Here is a 16,193-nt window from a genome sequence, read left to right as displayed (position 1 = left end):
CCGAGCGTCAGGTCTCACATCGTCGAACATGTCCGCGCGCGTCGCTCCCCGCGTCTTCACGATTCCCCCCGGCGCCCCGTTCCTGCCGACGCTGGCGGACGCCCTCGTCTCGGGCCGCCTCGTCGGCGCGGTCGGCGGCGATCCCTTCGCGCTCGCCGCGGTCACGCTCTACCTGCCGACGCAGCGGGCGGTGCGCGCGCTCTCGACCGTGCTGGCGCAACGCCTCGGCGGGGCGGCGCTGCTGCCGCGGATGATCCCGCTGGGCGAGGCCGACGAGGCCGAACTCGACCTCTCGGCCGGCACCCTGCTCGAGACGCCCGAAGACCTGCTCTACCCCTCGATCCCCGCGCTGGAGCGGCGGCTGATCCTGGCCCGGCTCGTGCAGAAATGGGCGGAGTCGGTGGACCGCGAATTGCTGCCGATCGACGACGAGGTGCCGTTCATCGTCCCCTCCTCTCCCGCCGACGCGGTGGCGCTCGCCGCCGACCTCGAAGGGCTGATGGACGCGCTCACCGTCGAGGGTCTGCCCTGGAGCGAGATCGCCGCCGCGGTGGAGGCCGAGCATTCCCGCTACTTCCGCCTCACCCTCGACTTCCTGAGGATCGCCGCCGAGCACTGGCCCGAGATCCTCGCCGCCCGCTCCCTCGCCGACCCCACCGCCCGGGCCCGCCGCCTCGTGCTGGCCGAGGCCGACCGGCTCTCTCGCGACCGGCCGGACGATCCGGTGATCGTCGCCGGCTCCACCGGCTCGGTGCCCGCCACCGCCCGGCTGATCGCGGCGGTGGCCCGCCTCCCCCGCGGCGCCGTGGTGCTGCCGGGGCTCGACCTCACCCTTGACGAAGAGGGCTGGGAGGCGATCGACGGCGCGGGCGGCACGCGGGAGGAGATCGCCCACGGCCATCCGCAGGCGATCCTGCGGGCGCTGACCGGGCCGCGGGGGCTCGCCGTCGGCCGGGCGGAGGTCGAGACCCTCGGCGCGCTCCCGCCCGAGGCGGTGGCGCGGGAACGGCTCCTGTCGCAGGCGCTGCGCCCGGCCGAGACCACCGATGCCTGGGCCCGGCTCGACGCGGCCGAGCGGCTGACGCTCGCGCGGGAGGGCATGGCGGGCCTCGCCGTGGTCGAGGCCGCCGACGAGCGCGAGGAGGCGCTGGTCGCCGCCCTGGCGCTGCGCGAGACCCTGGAGACGCCCGGCGCCACCGCGGCTCTGGTCACGCCCGACCGCGGGCTGGCGCTGCGCGTCTCCGCCGAACTCGCCCGCTGGGGCATCGCGGCGGAGGATTCGGCGGGCCTGAGCCTTGCCCGCTCGCAAGGAGGCCGCTTCGCCCGGCTCGTCGCCGAACTCGCCGCCGAGGTGGCGCCCGCCCGCGTCATCGCCCTGCTGGCCCACCCCTTCGTCCGGCTGGGATTGAGCCGCAGCGAAGTGGTGCGCGCGGCCGCCGCCCTGGAGATCGGCGGCCTGCGCGGCCCCGCGCCGATCCCGAAGAACAGTTTCGAGGGCATGCGCGCCGCGGTGGCGCTCCAGCGCAACGCCACCGAGCGGATGCCGCGCGCCAAGAAACGCCTGAAGCCGATCGACTGGGATCTCGCCGAGACCATTCTCGACCGGCTGGAGATCGCCCTCGACGATTTCCGCACCGACCTTCAGCCCGCCACCGGCAACCTCGTGGCGCTCGCGGCCGGGCACCGCGAAGCCTGCGAGCGGATGATGGGCGGCGTCGAGGAGGACGAGTCCATCGACGACCCTTCCCTCGATACCCTCGACGGGCTGTTCGACGACCTCGAATCGGCCGAGCAGGAAGAGCTGCCGGGCCGGTTTTCCGACTACGCCGCCTTCTTCACCGCCCTCGCCCGCGACCGCACCGTGGCCTGCGCGCAGCGGAACGCGCATCCGCGCCTGCGCATCCTCGGGCCGCTCGAAGCGCGCCTGCTCTCCGTCGACCGGATCGTGCTCGGCGGCCTCGACGAGGCGGTCTGGCCGGTGCGACAGACCACCGACGCCTTCCTCAACCGGCCGATGCGCGGCGAAGTGGGCCTGAGCCCGCCGGAGCGCCGGATCGGCCAGGCCGCCCACGACTTCGTGCAGGGCCTCGGCACCCACGACGCCGTCGTCACCCGCGCGGCCAAGCGCGAGGGCTCGCCGACCGTGCCCTCGCGCTTCCTCCAGCGCCTGCGCGCCTTCGGCGGCGATGCGGTCTGGGCCGGCGCCATCGCCCGCGGGCAGCGCCTGCGCCGGCTCGCGGCGATTCTCGACCGGGGCCGGGAGGCGCCGCCGCCGCGCCTGACCCGCCCCGCGCCGCGGCCCGATCCCGACCTGTTCCCGTCGCGCCTCAGCGTCACCGAGATCGAGACCCTGGTGCGCGACCCGTACTCGATCTTCGCCCGGCACATTCTCGGGCTGGAGGCGCTGGAGCCGATGGCCGTGGTGCCCGGCGCGGCCGAGCGCGGCAGCCTGATCCACAAGATCCTCGGCGACTTCTCGCAGGCCCATCCCGGCCCGCTGCCGGCGGGGGCGGAGACGCTGCTCTACGCCATCGCCCTCGACGCCTTCGGCCCGCTCCAGGACCAGTACCCGGAACTCTACGCCGAGTGGTTCCCCCGCTACGAGCGGATGGCGGTCGCCTTCCTCGAATGGGAGGCGAGCCAGCGGCAGGGCCTGCGCGAAATCCACGCCGAGCGCTCGGGCAAGCTGGTGATTCCTCTGGGCGAGAGGACCTTCACCCTCTCGGCCCGGGCCGACCGGATCGAGGCCCGCGACGACGGCGGCTACTGCATCGTCGACTTCAAGACCGGCACGCCGCCGAGCAACCGCACGGTCTTCGCCGGCTTCTCGCCCCAGCTCACCCTGGAGGCGGCGATGCTGATGCACGGCGCCTTCGAGGGGCTGAAGGCGGTCTCCCCCCCGGATCTGCTCTACGTCCACGCCTCGGGCGGGCGCGAGCCGTTCCGGCCGATCCCGATCAAGCCGCCGCCGGGCGATGCGCGGGCGGTGGAGGCCATCGTCGCCGAGCATCTCGAGCGCCTGCGCGGGCTGATCGCCCGCTACATGACCGGCGAGGCCTCCTATCCATCGCGCCCCTATCCGCAATATGTTCGCGCCTACAACGAGTACGACCACCTCGCCCGCGTGCTCGAATGGTCCCTGGCCGGTGAAGGAGAGGCCGCGTGAACGCGCCGCTGACCGGCTTCACCGTCGATGACCTGACCAAGGCGGCCCAGCGCCGGGCGGCCGACCCGCGCCTCTCGGCCTGGGTCTCGGCCAATGCGGGCGCGGGCAAGACCAAGGTGCTCACTGACCGGGTGTTGCGCCTGCTCCTCGACGGGGCGCCACCCGGCCGCATCCTCTGCCTCACCTTCACCAAGGCGGCCGCCGCCAACATGTCGATCCGGGTGTTCCAGCGCCTCGGCCGCTGGGTGACGCTGGACGACGCGGCCTTGACCGCCGAACTCACCGAACTCACCGGCGAGCGGCCCGGCCGCGACACCCTCAGGCTCGCCCGCCGCCTGTTCGCCCGCGCCGTCGAGACGCCTGGGGGCCTCAAGATCGAGACGCTGCACGCCCTGTGCGAGCGGCTGCTGCACATGTTCCCGTTCGAGGCCAACGTGCCGGCCCGCTTCGTCGTGCTCGACGACAACCAGTCGCGCGAGGCGTTCGAGATCGAGACCGACAACGTGCTCGCCGACGCGATCCTCGGCGGCGATCAGGCCCTCTCCGAGGCGCTCGCCGTGGTCGGCGCGGAAGCCTCCGGCGATGCCCTGCGCGAGGCGATCCGCGCCGCCATGCGGACCCGCGCCCTGTTCTCCGACCACCGCGCCCTGGAGCCGGCGCTCGCCCGCCTGCCGCGCGCCCTGGCGCTGCGGGACGGCGCCAGCGTCGAGACCATCGAGGCGGAGATCCTTCGAGGGAGCAGCCTCGGCGACTGGCTGGAGATCGCGAAGCGCCTGCGGACCGGCAGGAGCACCGACGAACGGCTCGCCGACGGGCTCGTGGAGGCGCAGGCCGCCCTCGAGGCGGGCAAGGCGCTCGCGCCCTACCGCTCGGTCTTCTTCACCGACAAGGACGAGCCGCGCGCGGCCAAATCCTTCGGCACCAAGGCGGTGCCGGAGGACGTCAAGCAGGCGCTGCTCGACGAGCAGGCGCGGCTGATTCCGCTCTTCGACGACCTGCGCGCCGCCCGCGCACTCGCCCGGACGCGGGGACTGTTTCGCCTCGCCGCCGAGATCCACCGCCGGGTCGAGGCCCAGAAAACCCGGCTCGGCGCCCTCGACTTCGACGACCTGATCCACAAGACCCTCGACCTGCTCTCGCGGGTCGGCGCGTCCTGGGTCCTGTACAAGCTCGACCGCGGCGTCGATCACGTCCTCGTCGACGAGGCGCAGGACACCAACCCGCAGCAATGGGAGATCCTGCGCACGCTGACCGCCGAGTTCGCGGCAGGCGAAGGCGCGCGCGGCCTCACCCGCACCCGCTTCGCCGTGGGCGACCCCAAGCAGTCGATCTACAGCTTCCAGGGCGCCGACCCGCGGGAATTCGAGCTCACCCGCCGCGCCTGGGGCCGGGCGGCGGAGGGGGCCGGGCACGATTTCGCCGATGTCAGCCTGCGGCTCTCGTTCCGCACCGCGAGCCACGTCCTCGCGGCGGTCGATGCCGTGTTCGCTGTGCCGGAGCACTTCGCCGGCCTCTCCTTCGATGCCGGGGCGGCGGGCACGGTCCACGCCTCCGCCCGCGCCGGGGTGCCCGGCGCGGTCGAGCTGTGGGGCATCGAGGAGCCGGCGGAGGCCGAGGAGCCCGATGCCTGGGCCGCCCCCGTCGATGCGCCGGAGCCCAACGCCCCGGCCATCGTGGTCGCCCGCCGCATCGCCCGCGCGGTCAGGACCTGGACGACGAAGGGCGATGCCTGCGGCCGGGTCTGGCGGCCGGGCGACGTGCTCATCCTCGTGCGCAAGCGCTCGGCCGCCTTCGAGGAGGTGATCCGGGCGCTCAAAGGGCTCGGCGTGCCGGTGGCGGGCCAGGACCGTCTCGAAGTGGCGGGCCACATCGCCGTGCTCGACCTCGTCGCGGTCGGCCGCGCCGGGCTCCTGCCCGCCGACGACCTGACGCTTGCCACCGCGCTCAAGACGCCGCTCGTCGGCCTCACCGACGACGACCTGACCCGCATCGCCGCCCGCCGCCCCTTCTCCGAGACCCTGGAGGACGCGCTGACCCGCCACGCGGAGGCCGGCGACGCTGCCGCGATCCGCGGCCACGCGGCCCTGCAGCTCTGGATCCGGTTGGCCGCGGAGAACGGCCCGTTCGGCTTCTACGCCGCCCTGCTCGGAGCCCATGGCGGGCGCAGCCGGCTGGTGGCGCGGCTCGGCGGCGAGGCGGGCGACGCCATCGACGTGTTCCTCGCCCAGGCCGCGGAGGCCGAGACCGGGGGCGACGCCCCCTGCCTCGACGCGTTCCTGGCCGATTACGTCGTGCGGCCCGGCCGCGGGAAGAGCGGCCTCTCGGTCAAGCGCGACCTGGAGGCCGGCCGCGACGAGGTGCGGGTGATGACGGTCCACGGCGCCAAGGGCCTGGAGGCGCCGGTCGTCGTCGTCATCGACGGCTGCGAGCCGCTCGGCCGCAACGACCCGCCGCTGCTCGGCCTCGACCCCGCCGCCGACGGCCCGCTGCCGCCGGTCTGGACCGGGGGGCGGACGCAGGATTGCGCGGCGACGCTGGCCGCCCGCTCCGCCCTCCAGGCGCGGGCGCGGGAGGAGCACAACCGCCTGCTCTACGTCGCCATGACCCGGGCGGCCGACCACCTCGTCATCGCCCCCTATCGCGGGGCGACGCGGGAGACGCCGGCCTCATGGTGCGAGATGGTCCGCATCGGCCTGGAACGGGGGCTGGGGCCAGGCGAGGCAGTCGAGACCGAGCACGGGCCGGTCACGATCTGGCGCGACGGCTCGGCCGCCGCGCTCGCCGCCGCGGCGGAGACCACGGCTCCGCCCGAGCCCGAAGCGGTTCCGGACTGGCTGTTCTCGAACGCCGCGCCGGAGGCCGAGGCCGCCCCGCCCCTGAGTCCCTCCGGTGCGCTCGGCGCGGCCGATGGCCAGCGCCAGCCCCGGCGCCGCCTGGGCGACGCCGAGGCCCGCCGCCGCGGCGCCCTGATCCACTTGCTCCTCGAACACCTGCCGCGGATCGAGCCGGCCCGCCGGGCGGAAGCTGCCGAGCGCTTCACCCGCGCCCGCGCGCCGGCCCTGGAGGAGGGCAAGCGCAAGGAGCTCGTGCGCGCGGTGCTCCGCTTGATCGAGGCGCCGGATCTCGCGCCGCTGTTCTCGGCGCAGGCGCGGGCCGAGGTGGCCCTGTCGGGGCGGATCCTCGTCGATGGCATCGCGCGCGACGTCACCGGCCGGATCGACCGCCTCGTCGTGGAGGACGGCCGGGTGATCCTGTGCGATTTCAAGACCGGCCGCCCGCCCGCGGACGACGCGCCGCTCCCGGAGCGCGAGGCGGCGCAGGTCGCGCTCTACGCCCGGCTCGCCGCCGCGATCTGGCCCGAGCACCGGATCACGGCCCTGCTGGTCTGGACCTCGGGGCCCGTGGTGCGGCGGGTGGAGTGAAAAGCCTCTGACGAGAGGCCGCCGATGCGGGACGAAAACGGATGCGGAATGACGTGCCAGCCGAACGGCTCCCCCGCGAAGAGTTCTTGAAGAAGCAGCGTGCGAGACTGGAATTGTACTTCTCGTTGACAGCCAACGAGCATGAGGCGCGTGAGCAGTTCGAGAAATTGGCACTCGACACGTACGACCAACTTGCTTCAATAGAGCGCTACATTTCTCCATTTTCGATTGAAGCGGAAAGCGCTTTCAATTTTGCCAACGCAGGAGAGAACCATCGTAAGTGCATCTCCCTGGGCCTGCTTCGCAGATGGCAGGCGTGGAAAGGCAGCTACCAAGGCCTCCTCGACCGCAATCCACGCCTCGCTCTATATGATCTTATGCATGGAATCGGCGAGACACACAGCTCCTCATCTTGGCCGTACGGATTGGAACCTGCGATCTCTGATTGGATCGATAGCGGTCAGAGGGAGCCGATGCCGTTTGATGATCGCCGAGCCGTCGTCACCCCGGCGTTCTACGAACGCTTGCGACTGGCTCGCCGCGAAGCAGCCGGCTTCCTGTACTGGCGCGACGGTCGAGAGCCGGGCGTAACGTTCCTGCCGGAGGCGGACTGGCAGCGCGAAAAGGCGCGCCAGGAAGAGGAAAGAGCTGCACGAATTCGGCAGGCCGAACAGCTGAGGAATTCCGCTGAGCGCTTTCAGACGCGGATGGCCGAAATTCTCGCGGAAGCGCAGAAGGATACCGTTTTCTGGGAGGCGCTTCGAATCTGGGAGATGGCGCGCGAGTCGCAACGCCCCAACAGCACCTTCCCTGATCGCCGCGATCGACTCGTCGGACCGATCGCAATCGCGCGGTCCGCTGAAAACCCTGATGCAAAGGGTTCTGATCCCGATGCCATCCCGCTCGACACCCTGCTCGCAGACGCCGTGGAGCGCATCCGGCAGAGCGAAGATGGCCAGATGGGCCTGACGATCGCTCTGACCGTGGCCATCCTCCGCGGCGCGATGCGGCGGGAACTTGCGTTCGATGATGTCCTCGTCTGGCCAGCGGGGCCTTCCCTCGGTGAGGGAAGGCTCTGAGGCGCCTCAGCTGCTCTTCTTCGGCGTCAGCTTGACGATCTGGCCGTCATCCTCCGTCACCGCGTAGACGGCGCCGTCCGGACCGACCCGCACGTCGCGGACGCGGTGCTCCAGCGGAATGCGCTCCTCGGTGACGACCTTGTCGCCGTCGAGCTTCAGCAGGACGAGGCCGGTGCTGACGAGGCCGCCGATGAGGAACTGGTTCTTCCAGGCCGGAAACAGATCCTTGTCGTAGAGCGCCATGCCCGAAGGGCCGATCACCGGATCCCAGTAGTAGACCGGCTGCACGGTTCCGCCGGCCTGGGTCTGGCCGTCGCCGATCTTCTCGCCGGAATACTCGATGCCGTAGGTGACGACGGGCCAGCCGTAGTTGAGGCCGGGGCGCGGCCGGTTCAGCTCGTCGCCGCCGCGGGGGCCGTGCTCCACGGTCCAGAGCCGGCCCTGGTTGTCCAGGGCGGCGGCCTGGACGTTGCGGTGGCCGTAGGACCAGATCTCGGGCTTGGCCTTCTCGCCGCCGGTGAAGGGGTTGTCCTTCGGCGCGTTGCCGTCGGTGTCGATGCGGAAGACCTTGCCGAGGCCGCTGGTCAGGTCCTGCGCCTGGCCGCGGGTCTGCTTGTCGGAGCGCTCGCCCACGGTCACGAACAGCTTGCCGTCCGGCGCGAAGACGAGGCGCGAGCCGAAATGCTTGTCGCCGTCATAGGTCGGCATCTGGCGGAAGATGATCTTGAACTCGTCGAGCCGCGCCTTGCCGTCGCTCTCGACCAGCTTGGCCTTGGCCACCGTCGTGCCGTTGCCCTTGTCCCGCGGCTCGCTGTAGCTGAAATAGACCGTGCGGTCGGCCGCGAAGCTCGGGCTCAGCGCGATGTCGAGCAGACCGCCCTGCCCCCGCGAATCGACCTTCGGCACCCCCGCCACCGGCTGCCCCACCGTGCCGTCCTTGGCCACGATGCGGATCTTGCCGGCCTTCTCGGTCACGATCATGCGCCCGTCGGGCAGGAACTCCATCGCCCAGGGGCTGTCCAGGCCCTTCGCCACGACCGCGGTCTCGATCTCGGCCTTCTGCGCGGGCTCGGGCGCCCGCGTCTGGTTCGGCAGGAGCGGCTTGTAATCGGTGTTCGGCGGCTCCTTCTCGGCAATCGACGTTCCGGCGCTCGGCGCGGCCGGGGCCTGGAACGACTCGCCCTGGATGCGCGGGGCGCGCGTGTCCTCGCCGCCCTGGCCGGACGGCGCTTGCGCGTAGGCGGAGGCATCGAGGCCGAGGGCCGCGACGGTGGCGAGCAGAAGGGAAAGGGTGCGCGTCACGTCGATTGATCCTTGTGCGGGTCGCCGATCCTGCCCGCCAAATGGGGCGCGGGCGGCCCACGGCGAGGGTCGCGGCGCCGCAGGCGCCCGAAGGCGGCGGCTTCGCGGGGGGATCGCGGGTGCGGGGATTGCGGGCGGGGATTGCGGGGACGAGCGGCTGCCCATCCATGTGGGTTCGGCGCGTCAGACCCGCGGCCGGGGCGCGACGCCTTGACCGGGCGGTGGGGCGTCGCCAATTCTCAGCGACCGTGAGGCGCCGAACCCACTCCAAGGCGCCGACCATGCTGGGGCCTGCCATGGGCCCGCGTGGGACCGCGTGTCGAAAGGACGTACGATGGCGACCGTGAAAGTGACCGATGCGAGCTTCGAGCAGGACGTTCTGCAGTCCGCCGAGCCCGTCGTAGTGGATTTTTGGGCGGAGTGGTGCGGCCCCTGTCGGCAGATCGGCCCGGCGCTGGAGGAGATCTCCGTCGATCTCCAGGGCAAGGTGAAGATCGCCAAGGTCAACGTCGATGAGAATCCCGGCATCGCCTCGACCTACGGCATCCGCTCGATCCCGACGCTGATGATCTTCAAGGACGGCAAGCTCGCCAGCCAGAAGGTCGGTGCCGCCCCCAAGGGCGACCTGTCCCGCTGGATCCAGGCGAGCGCCTGACGCCACGCCGCCTTCCCGGCGGATCGGACCGACACAGCCCGGCCGCGAGGCCGGGCTTTTTCATGCGCGCCGGCCGCCGCGTTGTCTGCAGCGCCGGGCGGGCGGCCGCGGCGGATCCTCGAAACGCAAGAAGCCCGGCCTTGCGGCCGGGCTTCCTGGTTTCGAGACCCTTATCGGAGGTTCGGCTTAGTAGCTGCCGAACTTGTAGTTCAGGCCGGCGCGGATGACGGCGAAATCGACGTCGCGACGGGCGGTGTTGTTCAGGATGACCGAGGAGGTGCCCGGGCCGACGGCGGCCAGCGGGGTCGCGGTCACGATCACGCCGTTGGCGTTGGCGAAGCCGTAGCGGCTGTTGTTGCCGTCGAAGTTCACGTACAGACCTTCGACCTTGAGCGTCACCGCCGAGGAGCGGAAGAAGTTCAGGAACGAGTCGGTCGGGAGCGCGTACTCGACGCCGCCGCCAGCCGCGTAGCCGGTCTTGAAGTCGTCGGTGTCGACGGCGCGGCCGCCACCGAAGCTGCCGTAGGCGAAGCCGCCGGTGCCGTAGAACAGGACGCGGTCGAAGGCGTAACCGATACGGCCGCGGACGGTGCCGAAGAAGTCGAGGCCCTGGAGACCGGTCGGGTTGATCAGGGTCACGCCCGGCTGCACGAAGCCGCCCGGGGTGACGGCGCAGGCGATGCCGCCGGTGCCGCAGCCGCCGTTACGGCCGAAGCGGCCGCCGAGGTCGGCGTACTGCGCGTCAGCTTCGATACCGATCACGACGCCCGAGCCCGGGGTGAACTGATAGTTGTAGCCGATCTGACCACCGCCGACGAAGCCGTCGCTGCGGCCGCCGTTGTCGAAGGCGAAGCCGGCGATCGCGCCGACCGGGCCGCCGACGACGCGGCGATCGATCGTGACAACCTGCGTCGGAGCCAGGGAGTCTTCGACGCCGAAGCCGTAACCGGCGTTGAGACCGGCGTAGAAACCGGTCCAGGTGAACACCGGGACGGGCGTGAAGACCGGCGGAGCGGCGCGGCGCGGCAGGTCGGCGGCGGAAGCGGCGGCGGTCAGGGCCGTGAAGGCGGCAAGAGAGGTGAGAAGCTTTTTCATTTGTTGATCCCCAGCAGAAACCCGATCGCCGGCAAGCTAGACCATTTCCTCAGCGCGAGATGTAGCGGGCGGGTCACACCCGCCGCGCGACAAACCGGCTGAGGAGTGGTTGCAACCCCTTCCGAGCGATGCCGAAACCAGACTTCGCGGGACGGCGGAGGTTTTGGGCGCGCCGATTCTCAGGACATCGGGGCGGGGCGGCCGGTCGATTGACGGTATCGACGGGCCAGGCTCAGGATGAGCGCGGGGCGATGACGATCTAGCGCCGCGCGGCGGCTCGACGGGGGAGCGTCGTCGCGAGATTCGGGCAAGTCGAGCCGGGCTTTCGCGATCTCGGCTCGATCGTCTCGCGCCGCCGATGTGTTGCCCTCGACGCAGGACTCGGCGTCTTCGTCTGTCGCCGATCCGCCCTCGTCGGGCGGACATCTTGTCAAGTCGGGATCGTGCCGTTGGATTCGAGGACGGCCCCCGCCAGATAGAGCGATCCGCAGATCAGGACGCGGGGCGGACGCTCGAAGATCGTATCCGATAGGCCTTCGACCGCCGCCTCGACGCTCGGGGCGACCTCCGCCGGGAGGCCGACCGTGCGGGCGATTCCCGCCACCTCTTCGGCGGGCCGCGCGGCCACCTGGCCGGTGATGGGCACCGCGATGAGCGAGCGGGCGAGGCCGACGAAATTCTTCAGGAAGCCTTCCGCGTCCTTGGTGCCGAGCAGGCCGACGATCAGGACCAGCGGCGCGTCGCTGCGCTCGCCGAGATCGGCCATCGCCGCGGCGAGGATGCGTCCGCCGTCGGCGTTGTGGCCGCCGTCGAGCCACAGCTCGGCGTCCCTGGGCATCCGCTCGGCGAGCGCGCCGCGCACGAGTCGCTGGAGCCGGCCCGGCCAGTCGACGTTGCGCAGGCCCGCTTCGAGGGCCGCCGTGCCGATATCGCCGAATCCCGCCGCGCGCAGGGCCGCGATGGCGGTGGCGGCATTGGTGAACTGATGGCGCCCGGCCAGCCGGGGGCGGGGCAGGTCGAACAGGTCGGTCTCGTCCTGGTAGACGAGCCGCCCGCTCTCCTCGTGGACGGAGAATTCCTGGTTGCCGACCCGCACCGGCACCGCGCCGACACGCTCGGCCTGGCGGCAGAGTACGGCATCCGCGCCGGCATAGTCCTGGGCGGCGATGACCGCCGGGCAGCCGCGCTTGAAGATGCCGGCCTTCTCCATCGCCACCGCCTCGACGGTGTCGCCGAGATACTCCGCATGGTCGCGCCCAATCGGGGTGACGACGGCACAGGCCGGGTGGTCGATGACGTTGGTGGCGTCGACCCGTCCGCCGAGGCCGACTTCGAGCAGCAGCACGTCGGCGGGGCTCTCCGAGAACAGCAGCAGGGCCGCCGCCGTGGTGATCTCGAAGACGGTGATCGGGTCGCCCTTGTTGGCCGCCTCGCAGCGGGCGAAGGCGTCGGCGAGCCGGTCCTCGGCGACGTAATGGCCGCCGCCGATGCCCCCGAGCCGGATGCGCTCGTGGAAGCGCACGAGGTGGGGCGAGGTGTAGACGTGGGCGGCCAAGCCCCCCGCCTCCACGATCGCCCGCATGAAGGCGATGGTCGAGCCCTTGCCGTTGGTGCCCGCGACATGGATCACCGGCGGCAGCCGCCGCTCGGGATGGTTGAGGGCCGCGAGCAGGCGCTCGATGCGCCCGAGCGACAGGTCGATCGTGCGCGGATGCAGGGCGAGGAAGCGCGCCATGAGCGCGTCGGAGGATTCCATCTCGCGCGAAGACCTTCTGTCGCGGATTGTTCTCGTTCGACATCCGACCGATCCCTTCGGGACGACGGATCTCGGTTCCGGCGGGCACCCATCGCGTTGGCGCGACGGGTGCCTTCCTCAAGCGCCGCGCGGGCTTGCTCGAACGCTGGCCGCGTTGAGCAAGCGGACGGCGTTTCAGGCCGCGTCCGGCAGCGGCTCGGGGGCCGGCGGCGCCGGCGGCTTTCCGGCAGGGGCCTGCCGCACATTCATCAGCAGGCCGCAGAGCCGGCTGATCGTCTCCTTGAGCTGGTGGCGGTGCACGACCTGATCGACCATGCCGTGCTCGCGCAGGTATTCGGCCCTCTGGAAGCCGTCCGGCAGCTTTTCGCGGATCGTCTGCTCGATGACGCGGGGGCCGGCGAAGCAGATCAGCGCGCCGGGCTCGGCCAGATGCACGTCGCCGAGCATGGCGTAGGAGGCGGTCACGCCCCCCGTGGTCGGGTTCGTCAGCACCACGATGTAGGGCAGCCGCGCGGCGTTGAGCCGGCGCACGGCCACGGTGGTGCGCGGCATCTGCATCAGCGAGAGGATGCCCTCCTGCATCCGCGCCCCGCCGGAGGCCGCGAACAGGATGTAGGGGGTGCGCTTCTCCAGCGCCGTCTCCGCGCCGCGGACGAAGGCCTCGCCGCCGGCCATGCCGAGCGAGCCGGCCATGAAGCCGAATTCCTGGGCCGCGATCGTCATCGGCAGGCCGCCGACGCGGCCGAAGCCGATCTTGAAGGCGTCCGGCATGCCGGTCTTGGCCCGTGCCTCCTTGAGGCGGTCGGCGTAGCGCTTCTCGTCGCGGAACTTGAGCGGGTCGGCCGCGACCTCGGGCAGCGGCACGTCGATCCAGGTGCCCTCGTCGAACATCATCTTCAGGCGCGCCGTCGCGCTCATCTTGAGATGGTGCTCGGAGCCCGGGATGACCCAGTGGTTCTGCTCGACTTCCTTATGGAAGACCATCTGGCCGGTGTCGGGACACTTGATCCAGAGGTTCTCCGGCGTCTCGCGCTTGAACAGCGTCTTGATCCGGGGCCGCACGACCTCCGAGATCCAGTTCATCGGCTCGACCATGGCGTCGGACTCCCTGTCTGACCGCGTTCACTTGCATGCTGATATCGGATCGCCGCCGCCCCGATGCCAAGCCCTGATGCCGACGGCATTCCCGGATCGAGGCGCCCGCGGGCGGGAAGCGGCGGATGAGGGACGCTCAGGCTCCGGCCGGCGCCTTGACGGCGCTGCGCACGCCCTCGGCCAGCTCGCGCACGAGGCCGGCGACCGCCTCCACCGTGCCGTCGCCGGCGCGATCGCCGGGTTCGAGGCTGCGGGCCAGCGCGTCGACCAGGGCCGACCCGACCACCACGCCGTCGGCGCCGCGGGCGATCTCGGCGGCGTGCGCGCCGGTCTTGACGCCGAAGCCGACGACGACGGGCAGGTCGGTCTGCGCCGCGATCCGGCCGACCGCCTGGGAGACCTTACCGAAATCGGGGGTGGCGGTGCCGGTCACGCCGGTGATCGACACGTAGTAGACGAAGCCCGCCGTGTTCGCGAGCACGGCCGGCAGGCGCCGGTCGTCGGTGGTCGGGGTCGCGAGGCGGATGAAGGCGAGGCCCTTCTCGCGGGCCGGCAGGCAGAGTTCCTCGTCCTCCTCCGGCGGCAGATCGACGACGATGAGGCCGTCGATGCCGGCGGCCTGCGCATCCTCCAGGAAGCGGGGCACGCCGTAGGTGTGGATCGGGTTGTAGTAGCCCATCAGCACCACGGGCGTCCGGTCGTCGCCCTCGCGGAAGCGGCGTACCAGGGCCAGCGTGCCGCTCAGGTCCTGGCCCGCCTTCAGCGCCCGCAGGCCCGCCGCCTGGATCGCCGGCCCGTCGGCCATGGGATCGGTGAACGGCAGGCCGAACTCGACGATGTCGGCGCCGGACTTCGGCAGGGCTTCGAGCACTCTGAGCGAGGTCTCCGGATCGGGATCGCCCGCCATGACGTAGGTGACGAGGGCGGCCCGTCCTTCCGCGCGGCAGCGGGCGAAGGCGGCATCGATGCGGGCGGTCATGGTTCTCGCTCCCGGCGGCACGTCCGGCCTTTGCTGCCCGGGACGCGGCGTCCCCGGGACCGGGCCGCCGCGCAGGGCTGGTTTCCCGGCCAAGTGGGGGCGCCTACACCATCCGCTCGCGTCCGTGAAGCGCGAGCGCGCGGCGCTCACGCCTGGGGACGCGGCGCGGCGGCGATGACGCCCTCGACCCAGTCGTGCAGCAGCAGGTGGGCGATGGCCGTCGGCGGCGGCACGGTCAGCCCCTCCGGGTGAGCGCCCGCGATCATCCGCGCCACCTCGGCGCGCGAGAACCAGCGCGCATCCTCCAGCTCGTCGGGATCGGTCCGGACGGTCTCCGTGAGCCCCTCCGCCACGCAGCCGATCATCAGCGAGGCCGGGAACGGCCAGGGCTGCGAGGCGTGATAGGCGACGGCGCCGACCGCGACGCCGGTCTCCTCGCGGGTCTCGCGGCGCACCGCGTCCTCGACCGTCTCGCCGGGCTCGATGAAGCCGGCGAGGCAGGAATACATCCCCGGCTTGAAGTGCGGGCCGCGCCCGAGCAGGCAGGCATCGCCCCGCCGCACCAGCATGATCGCCACCGGATCGGTGCGCGGGAAGTGGTGCAGCCCGCACCCTCCGCATTCCCGCCGGAAGCCTCCGGCGGCGACGACGGTGGGGCTGCCGCAATTGCCGCAGAAGCGGTGCCGCGCGTGCCAGGCCAGCAGCGACTTGGCGGTGGCGATGAGCCCCTGCTCCTCGCGGGCGACCGCGCCCTCGCCGACGAGCGCGCGCAGGTCGAGGGCGCGGTAGCCGGGCGCCGGAAACAGGGAGGCCGCCTCCTCCGTGACCGCGCCGGCGAAGACCGGCCGCTCCTCGACCCGGCCGAGGAAGATCTCGACGGCGCGCTCGCCCGCCCGCTCCGCTTCGTCCGGTGTCAGGAGGGCCGTCCCGGTCAGGTGCGGGTCGGCGCGCAGGATCACCGCCTCGCCCGCCATCAGCACGAGGCGGGCCTCCGGTCCGGCCCCGGCGAGGGAGGGGGGCGGACCGAACTCGGCGGAGTGGCGCACGAGGCGGCTCGCGGCGTAGGCGAGCGCGTCCCGGCCGGTGGTGTCGGGCGAGCCGGTCATGGCGTGCGCCTCAGGCGGCCACGAACAGGGCGGCGGCCCGTTCGAGCAGGGCGGCGCGGGCGTGCGGCGGATAGGGGCTGCGCTCGCCGACCCCCCAGACCGGCCCCGGCCAGGCCGGGTCCGAGCGGAAGCGGGCGACGACGTGGATGTGAAGCTGCGGCACCACGTTGCCGAGGCTCGCCACGTTCACCTTGTCCGGCCGGGCGAGCGCCTGCACGACCCCGACCGCGAGACGGATTTCCTCGAAGGCGAGGCCTGCCTCCTCCGGGGCGAGGTCGGTGAGCTCACTCAAGCCCGGCCGCCGCGGCACCAGGATCAGCCAGGGAAAGCGCGCGTCGTCCATCAGCAGGACGGAGCACAGGGCGAGATCGCCCACGGGGTGGGTGTCGGCGGCGAGCCGCGGATCGATGGAGAAGGCGTCGGTCATGCCGGGGATCTAGCGCACCGGCCCGAAAAGTGGCGGCCGGTTTTCGGCAGAGCCGGTGCGAGGCGGGAGACCGGCACCGGCCCGAAAAGTGGCGGCCGGTTTTCGGCAGAG

11 protein-coding genes are annotated in these 16,193 nt (G+C 72.0%); 4 read left to right on the top strand and 7 right to left on the bottom strand.

What is annotated here, in order from left to right:
* Nucleotides 1-28 precede the first annotated feature (28 nt).
* The 3 genes from addB to ABS772_RS18775 are packed head-to-tail and all read left to right on the top strand — an operon-like array spanning nucleotide 29 to nucleotide 7,667.
* Nucleotides 29-3,166: a double-strand break repair protein AddB gene (gene addB / locus ABS772_RS18785; protein ID WP_350396335.1), complete on the top strand. Its 3,138-nt coding sequence runs from the start codon at nucleotides 29-31 to the stop codon at nucleotides 3,164-3,166.
* Nucleotides 3,163-6,588: a double-strand break repair helicase AddA gene (addA, locus tag ABS772_RS18780; RefSeq protein ID WP_350396334.1), complete on the top strand. Its 3,426-nt coding sequence runs from the start codon at nucleotides 3,163-3,165 to the stop codon at nucleotides 6,586-6,588. Before addB ends, addA begins: the two co-directional genes overlap by 4 nt.
* Nucleotides 6,589-6,629: 41 nt before the next feature.
* Nucleotides 6,630-7,667 carry a hypothetical protein gene (locus ABS772_RS18775; RefSeq protein ID WP_350396332.1) on the top strand — a complete coding sequence of 346 codons (1,038 nt, stop codon included), beginning with the start codon at nucleotides 6,630-6,632 and terminating at the stop codon, nucleotides 7,665-7,667.
* 6 nt (nucleotides 7,668-7,673) lie between these two features.
* Here the strand turns inward: ABS772_RS18775 and ABS772_RS18770 are convergent, their stop codons facing one another.
* Nucleotides 7,674-8,969 carry a PQQ-dependent sugar dehydrogenase gene (locus ABS772_RS18770; protein ID WP_350396331.1) on the bottom strand — a complete coding sequence of 432 codons (1,296 nt, stop codon included), beginning with the start codon at nucleotides 8,967-8,969 and terminating at the stop codon, nucleotides 7,674-7,676.
* A gap of 334 nt (nucleotides 8,970-9,303) precedes the next feature.
* On the opposite strand from ABS772_RS18770, the gene trxA reads away from it, so the two are divergent.
* Nucleotides 9,304-9,624 carry a thioredoxin gene (gene trxA / locus ABS772_RS18765; protein ID WP_012456650.1) on the top strand — a complete coding sequence of 107 codons (321 nt, stop codon included), beginning with the start codon at nucleotides 9,304-9,306 and terminating at the stop codon, nucleotides 9,622-9,624.
* A gap of 186 nt (nucleotides 9,625-9,810) precedes the next feature.
* On the opposite strand, the gene ABS772_RS18760 is transcribed toward trxA, so the two are convergent.
* From ABS772_RS18760 to ABS772_RS18735, 6 genes are all read right to left on the bottom strand, one after another.
* Nucleotides 9,811-10,719, bottom strand: a complete 909-nt coding sequence (locus tag ABS772_RS18760; RefSeq protein WP_238254912.1) for an outer membrane protein — start codon at nucleotides 10,717-10,719, stop codon at nucleotides 9,811-9,813.
* A gap of 430 nt (nucleotides 10,720-11,149) precedes the next feature.
* Nucleotides 11,150-12,475 (bottom strand): bifunctional folylpolyglutamate synthase/dihydrofolate synthase, encoded by a 1,326-nt coding sequence (locus tag ABS772_RS18755; protein WP_238254911.1) that lies wholly within the window; start codon nucleotides 12,473-12,475, stop codon nucleotides 11,150-11,152.
* Nucleotides 12,476-12,649: 174 nt separating this feature from the next.
* Nucleotides 12,650-13,570, bottom strand: coding sequence for an acetyl-CoA carboxylase, carboxyltransferase subunit beta (accD, locus tag ABS772_RS18750; protein WP_238254910.1), 921 nt, complete (start codon nucleotides 13,568-13,570; stop codon nucleotides 12,650-12,652).
* A gap of 136 nt (nucleotides 13,571-13,706) precedes the next feature.
* Nucleotides 13,707-14,549 (bottom strand): tryptophan synthase subunit alpha, encoded by an 843-nt coding sequence (trpA, locus tag ABS772_RS18745; RefSeq protein ID WP_350396330.1) that lies wholly within the window; start codon nucleotides 14,547-14,549, stop codon nucleotides 13,707-13,709.
* A 146-nt stretch (nucleotides 14,550-14,695) separates the two neighbouring features.
* Nucleotides 14,696-15,655, bottom strand: coding sequence for an NAD(+) diphosphatase (gene nudC, locus ABS772_RS18740; protein WP_350396328.1), 960 nt, complete (start codon nucleotides 15,653-15,655; stop codon nucleotides 14,696-14,698).
* Nucleotides 15,656-15,665: 10 nt separating this feature from the next.
* A complete protein-coding gene (locus ABS772_RS18735) occupies nucleotides 15,666-16,082 on the bottom strand; it encodes an HIT domain-containing protein (protein WP_350396327.1) in 417 nt (138 codons plus the stop codon).
* Between the last annotated feature and the right edge of the window lie 111 nt (nucleotides 16,083-16,193).

It is taken from the genome of Methylorubrum podarium (assembly GCF_040270385.1).
Classification (GTDB): domain Bacteria; phylum Pseudomonadota; class Alphaproteobacteria; order Rhizobiales; family Beijerinckiaceae; genus Methylobacterium; species Methylobacterium podarium.
Note: the sequence above shows the minus strand (reverse complement) of the source record. Positions and strands in the feature narration are given on the sequence as shown.